The sequence below is a fragment of the uncultured Rothia sp. genome, from assembly GCF_937976295.1.
Classification (GTDB): domain Bacteria; phylum Actinomycetota; class Actinomycetes; order Actinomycetales; family Micrococcaceae; genus Rothia.
This window is the reverse complement of sequence record NZ_CALJRY010000207.1, coordinates 1-4,400: the sequence shown is the minus strand read 5'-3', so window position 1 is coordinate 4,400 and position 4,400 is coordinate 1. Positions and strand designations below refer to the sequence as shown.

The following is a 4,400-nucleotide window of genomic DNA, read 5'->3' as shown; positions in this document are numbered from 1 at the left end:
GTGGGATTCGAACCCACGACCTTTTCTTTACGAGGGAAATGCTCTACCCCTGAGCTATAGAGGCACATACGCTGCCGTTCCCAACTGCCCGAAAGCAACCGGCGAACAGTGCATACCCCGCAATAGTACCAAAAAGGCGGGGGAGAGGCTAATTACTTTCAACACCGCGGCCATAGGCGTGAGCAGATGACAGGGCGGCTATGGTGTGCACTGCATTCACCCCGTAAACCCTCCCGAAGATAGGGAATGTTCAGGGTAGGGGCATACAATAAACCCTATACCCACGGCGGCTGACAGCACCTCACAGTGCACATCAACCACAGATATATCAACCACAGATTGAGTAATCACAGACTGATTAATCACAGGCCAGCCCGCCACCCGTAGAGAGAGGAACCACCATGACTTCACCCCTCAACCGCCGCACCCTGCTGCTGGGCGTAGTACCCGCCGCCGCACTGGGACTGAGTGCGTGCGGTTCCAGCTCCTCCCAGTCCTCCGCATCGGCATCTGCAAGCGGTTCGGCAAGCGCCTCTGCAAGTGCTTCCGCGAGTGCCACTGCGAGCGCTTCGGCATCCGCTGACCCCTCGGCTTCGGCTACCGCGTCGGCAACCGCCGATGACGGCTACGTCGGCTACCGCCTCAACCGCGAAGTACCCGGTGCAGGCACCGCAACCCTGTACACCGACTACCAGTGCCCCTACTGCGCCAAGGTAGAACCCAAGTTCGAAGAAGCCGCCAAGAAGCTCGACGGCATCATGAACGTGACCGTGCGCCACATGCCGCTGAACATGCACGCCAACGCCGTGCCCGCCGCACTTGCCGTGGAGGCCGCCGAGGCGCAGGGTAAGCACCTCGAAATGGCGAATAAGCTCTTCGATACTCAGGACGACTGGAAGAACATCCAGGACCGCAGCGAGCTGCGCACCCTCTTCAACGACTACGCCAAGGAACTGGGTCTGAACGTCGAAGAATTCGACAAGGTCCTGGTTGCCTCCGAAACCGTCAAGCCCATTCAGCGCGACTACGAGCACGCCGTGAAGATTGGTGTGAAGGGCACCCCCACCTTCGCAGTGAACGACAAGGTCATTGAAGGACTGGACTCCTCCTCCTCGGTGGATGACCTGGTCAGCACCTTCAAGCGTGAAGCCGGCGTGAAGTAGTGTCGCACATTCAGCTCTCCGGAGGTCAGCGCGCCGAAATCCACCCCGACGGGTTCAGCGACCACGGCTACGTCCTCGAAATCGGTGGCGCCGAGCAGTCCCACGTGGACGTGCAGAACCCCGACTACGTGTTCTACGAGTACCTGCGCCGCATCGCGAACACGGTGGATGCGCTCGCACCCGCCGGCGAACCCATCACCGCCGCACACCTGGGCGCCGGTGCGCTCACCCTCGTGCGCTATATTCAGGCAACCCGCCCCGGCTCCCGCCAGGTTGCCGTGGATATTGAGCCCGAGCTCATGGGCTTCGTGACGGACCGCCTGCCGCTACCGGCCGGAACCGACTGCCAGCTGGTGGTGGGGGATGCCCGCGAGCAGCTGGCGAATCTGCCCGAACTGCTGGGCGTGGACGGCTTCGATGCGATTATCCTCGACATTTTCACCGGCATGGATGCACCCACCCACCTGGCAAACCGCGACTTCTACCGCGAACTCAAGGACGCCCTGAGCGAGCGCGGCATGGTTGCCATCAACGTGGGTGACGACGCGGGTCTGCCCTTCTTCCAGCTGCAGGCAACCGCCATGCTGGAAGTCTTCGACCACGTGTGGTGCCTGTGCGAAAGCTCCATGCTCAGTGGGCAGAACGAAGGCAACCTCGTGCTGGTTGGTACCGCCCGCGAGCTGGATGAGGACACCCAGGACTGGCTGTACGCCCTGGGCCCGCATCCGGCGGAGGTGCTTACCACCGATGAGCTACGCGACCTGCTGGAAGAGCTGGCTGAGAGCTAAACCCGGCATACAAAACCGTTGAGGTGGGTACCAACCGGGTCCCCGTCTCAACGGTTTTCTCTATGTTTCTCTGTGTTTTTCTAGGGGGTTTTCTATACGCCGCACGCCGGCGGAATTGTGGTTTTTACTCAGGTAGCGGCATGGGAACGGGGTCCTCGCCGTCATCCTTCTGCTCGGGGGAACCACCCTTCGTAGTGCTTAGCGTAATGCCCACGCTCGCGGTCATCAGCAGGAAAATCGCCGCCCAACGAATCGGGCCGGTCTCCTGATTCAGCAGCGCCCAACCGGCAATCGCCGCAATGGCGGGCTCCAAACTCATCAGCACACTAAATACGCGTTCCGGCAGGTTGCGCAGAGCCATCAGCTCCGCGCTATAGGGAATCACCGAAGCGAATATGGCGGTACCAAAAATTGTGAGGAGCAGCATCGGATCCTGCGCCGCATTCCAGATCGGCTGAGGCGCCGGAACAACCGCCGCCACCGGGGCAATAAACACAGCACCAACGAGCATCGCCACCGCCAGGCCGCTCACACCCGGAACCAGGGCACCCACCTTCGCGCTGGAGCGGATATACAGCGCCCAGAACACGCCAGTAATCAGGGCGAACGTCAGACCCAGGTAGTCGGTGTCCTTGCCGACCGCCGCCTCATAGCCGAGCACCAGCATGCCCGCCAGGGCGCAGAGCACCCACACCGCGTCGCGGAGCCTGCGGGTCAGCATAGACGCCAAAGCCAGCGGGCCCAAGAACTCCACCGCAACCGCCAAACCAATAGGGATGCGGTCAATCGCGCAATAGTAGAAGCCGTTCATCAGACCGAACGTCATACCGAAAATGATGACGGCACGCCACTGCTCCTTCGACCAAGACAGCGCTCCCGGCGGCATTTCGCCGCCGCGGCGGGTACGCCAACGGGCTGCCAACCACACGGCGCTACCGACCACAATGGAAGCAATGGTCAGGCGGCTGACGGTAACAGCCAGAGCGCCAAACAGCGGGAAAAGAGTAATCGCGAACGCGGCACCGAACTGCAATGACGAGCAGGATATCAGCACAAACATAACGCCCAGTGCGGGGCGTTGGTGGGTGGTATGCGACAAGGTTCTCCTCCCAGCGCCTCACGAGGAGGCGGTGTTCCGTGATGTGTGTGCATGCTGTGCTGCGGGGCCAAAAATGGAAAGCACCCCCGGGCAACACGAGATACTATCCTATTTGTTACCGGGGGTGCTAGAAACCGCTGACACGGCTAAAGCTCAGTCGTTTAGAGGCCCTTCGCCTCACGGTCAGCCTTAATCTGCTCGGCAGAAGGAATTGTAATGGAGCTGGTTGCCATATGCGCAATATCCACACCGTGAGCATCCACCGCGCCGGGCAGGTAACGGTCGGGGTCTTCCATAGTGCCCTCCTCCTGCGCCTTCTTCTGCGCACGGGCGTGAGAAATTGAAATGCCGATACTCGCAGCCACCAGCAGAGCAATAGCAACCCAACGAACCAGGTCGGTATCCTCACCAAGCATCACAATGCCCACAGCCGCCGCAATCGCAGGCTCCAGGGACAGCACCACGCTATAAATGTGCGCGGGCAGCAGACGCAGCGAAGAAACCTCACCCAGCGCCGGCAGGGCAGAAGCCAGCAGACCCATCAGGCAGCCAATAGCCAGCAGGTGCACATCCTGAGTGACCTTCAACAGGTTATTGCCGCTTATCAGGAACGGGAACGGCAGAACCAGCAGGGTCGAAACAGCGTTACCCATGACCATGCCACCCATACCCGGAATCAGAGCGCCAACCTTCTCAGTCGCCAGAATATAGGCGGCACGAGAAATAGCGGTCAGCACCGCAAAGAACACACCCACCAGGGCGAAATCCTCCGGCTTCGCCTGCGACTCAGCCGTCAGAATCGCCATGCCCGTAAAGGACAGCGCAATCCACACCAGGTCCAGCTTACGGCGCGACATAACCGTCGCCAGCACCAGTGGACCCATAAACTCAATAGCCACCGCAATCGCCAGCGGGACCTGCTCAATCGCCACATAGAAGAAAGCATTCGCACCGGTCAGCGCAATACCCATGACAATGACCGTCAGCCACTGTTGGCGGGTCCACGAACGAATCTGCGGGCGGAAAAACGCCCACATCAAAATGGTTGAGGTCAGCAGGCGCAGAGTGACCACGCCCCAGGGGCCCAAATCGCCCATGAGCTGCTTGGCAAGAGCCGCACCGAACTGCGCCGAAATAATCGCGCCGGTCGCGTACGCAACACCCAGCCCCTGAGTCGCCAGGGGAGAACGCGCAGCATCGGGCGTATGGGTGGAAGAAGTCATAGAATTCCTTATTAGTCCAGAAGAGGTATCAGCCGCTATCTGTCATCAGGCGCGACCCGAATCTCCGTGAAGCAGGTCACGCACTATGCAAACAATGAATAGTGTGTAATCTACGACAATTTTACGC

At 60.2% G+C, this 4,400-nt stretch carries 4 protein-coding genes; 2 read left to right on the top strand and 2 right to left on the bottom strand.

Features of this window, described 5'->3' with window-relative positions:
* Positions 1–401 precede the first annotated feature (401 nt).
* Both Q0216_RS05685 and Q0216_RS05680 read left to right on the top strand, forming a co-directional pair.
* On the top strand, positions 402–1,163 hold the full coding sequence (locus Q0216_RS05685; RefSeq protein WP_298593648.1) for a thioredoxin domain-containing protein: 762 nt from the start codon (positions 402–404) through the stop codon (positions 1,161–1,163).
* Positions 1,163–1,951: a spermidine synthase gene (locus Q0216_RS05680; RefSeq protein ID WP_298593645.1), complete on the top strand. Its 789-nt coding sequence runs from the start codon at positions 1,163–1,165 to the stop codon at positions 1,949–1,951. The genes Q0216_RS05685 and Q0216_RS05680 overlap by 1 nt, the downstream gene beginning before the upstream one ends.
* Before the next feature lie 124 nt (positions 1,952–2,075).
* Here Q0216_RS05680 and Q0216_RS05675 read toward each other — a convergent pair whose 3' ends face one another.
* Complete coding sequence (locus Q0216_RS05675; protein WP_298593643.1) at positions 2,076–3,050, bottom strand: DMT family transporter; 975 nt, start codon at positions 3,048–3,050, stop codon at positions 2,076–2,078.
* A 161-nt stretch (positions 3,051–3,211) separates the two neighbouring features.
* The gene (locus tag Q0216_RS05670; RefSeq protein WP_298593641.1) at positions 3,212–4,273 is read right to left on the bottom strand and encodes a DMT family transporter; all 1,062 of its coding nucleotides are present in this window, start codon (positions 4,271–4,273) and stop codon (positions 3,212–3,214) included.
* Between the last annotated feature and the right edge of the window lie 127 nt (positions 4,274–4,400).

Coding starts and splice junctions, on each gene's coding strand:
- Q0216_RS05685 (WP_298593648.1), top strand. CDS start 402: ATGACTTCACCCCTCAACCGCCGCACCCTGCTGCTGGGCGTAGTACCC.
- Q0216_RS05670 (WP_298593641.1), bottom strand. CDS start 4,273: ATGACTTCTTCCACCCATACGCCCGATGCTGCGCGTTCTCCCCTGGCG.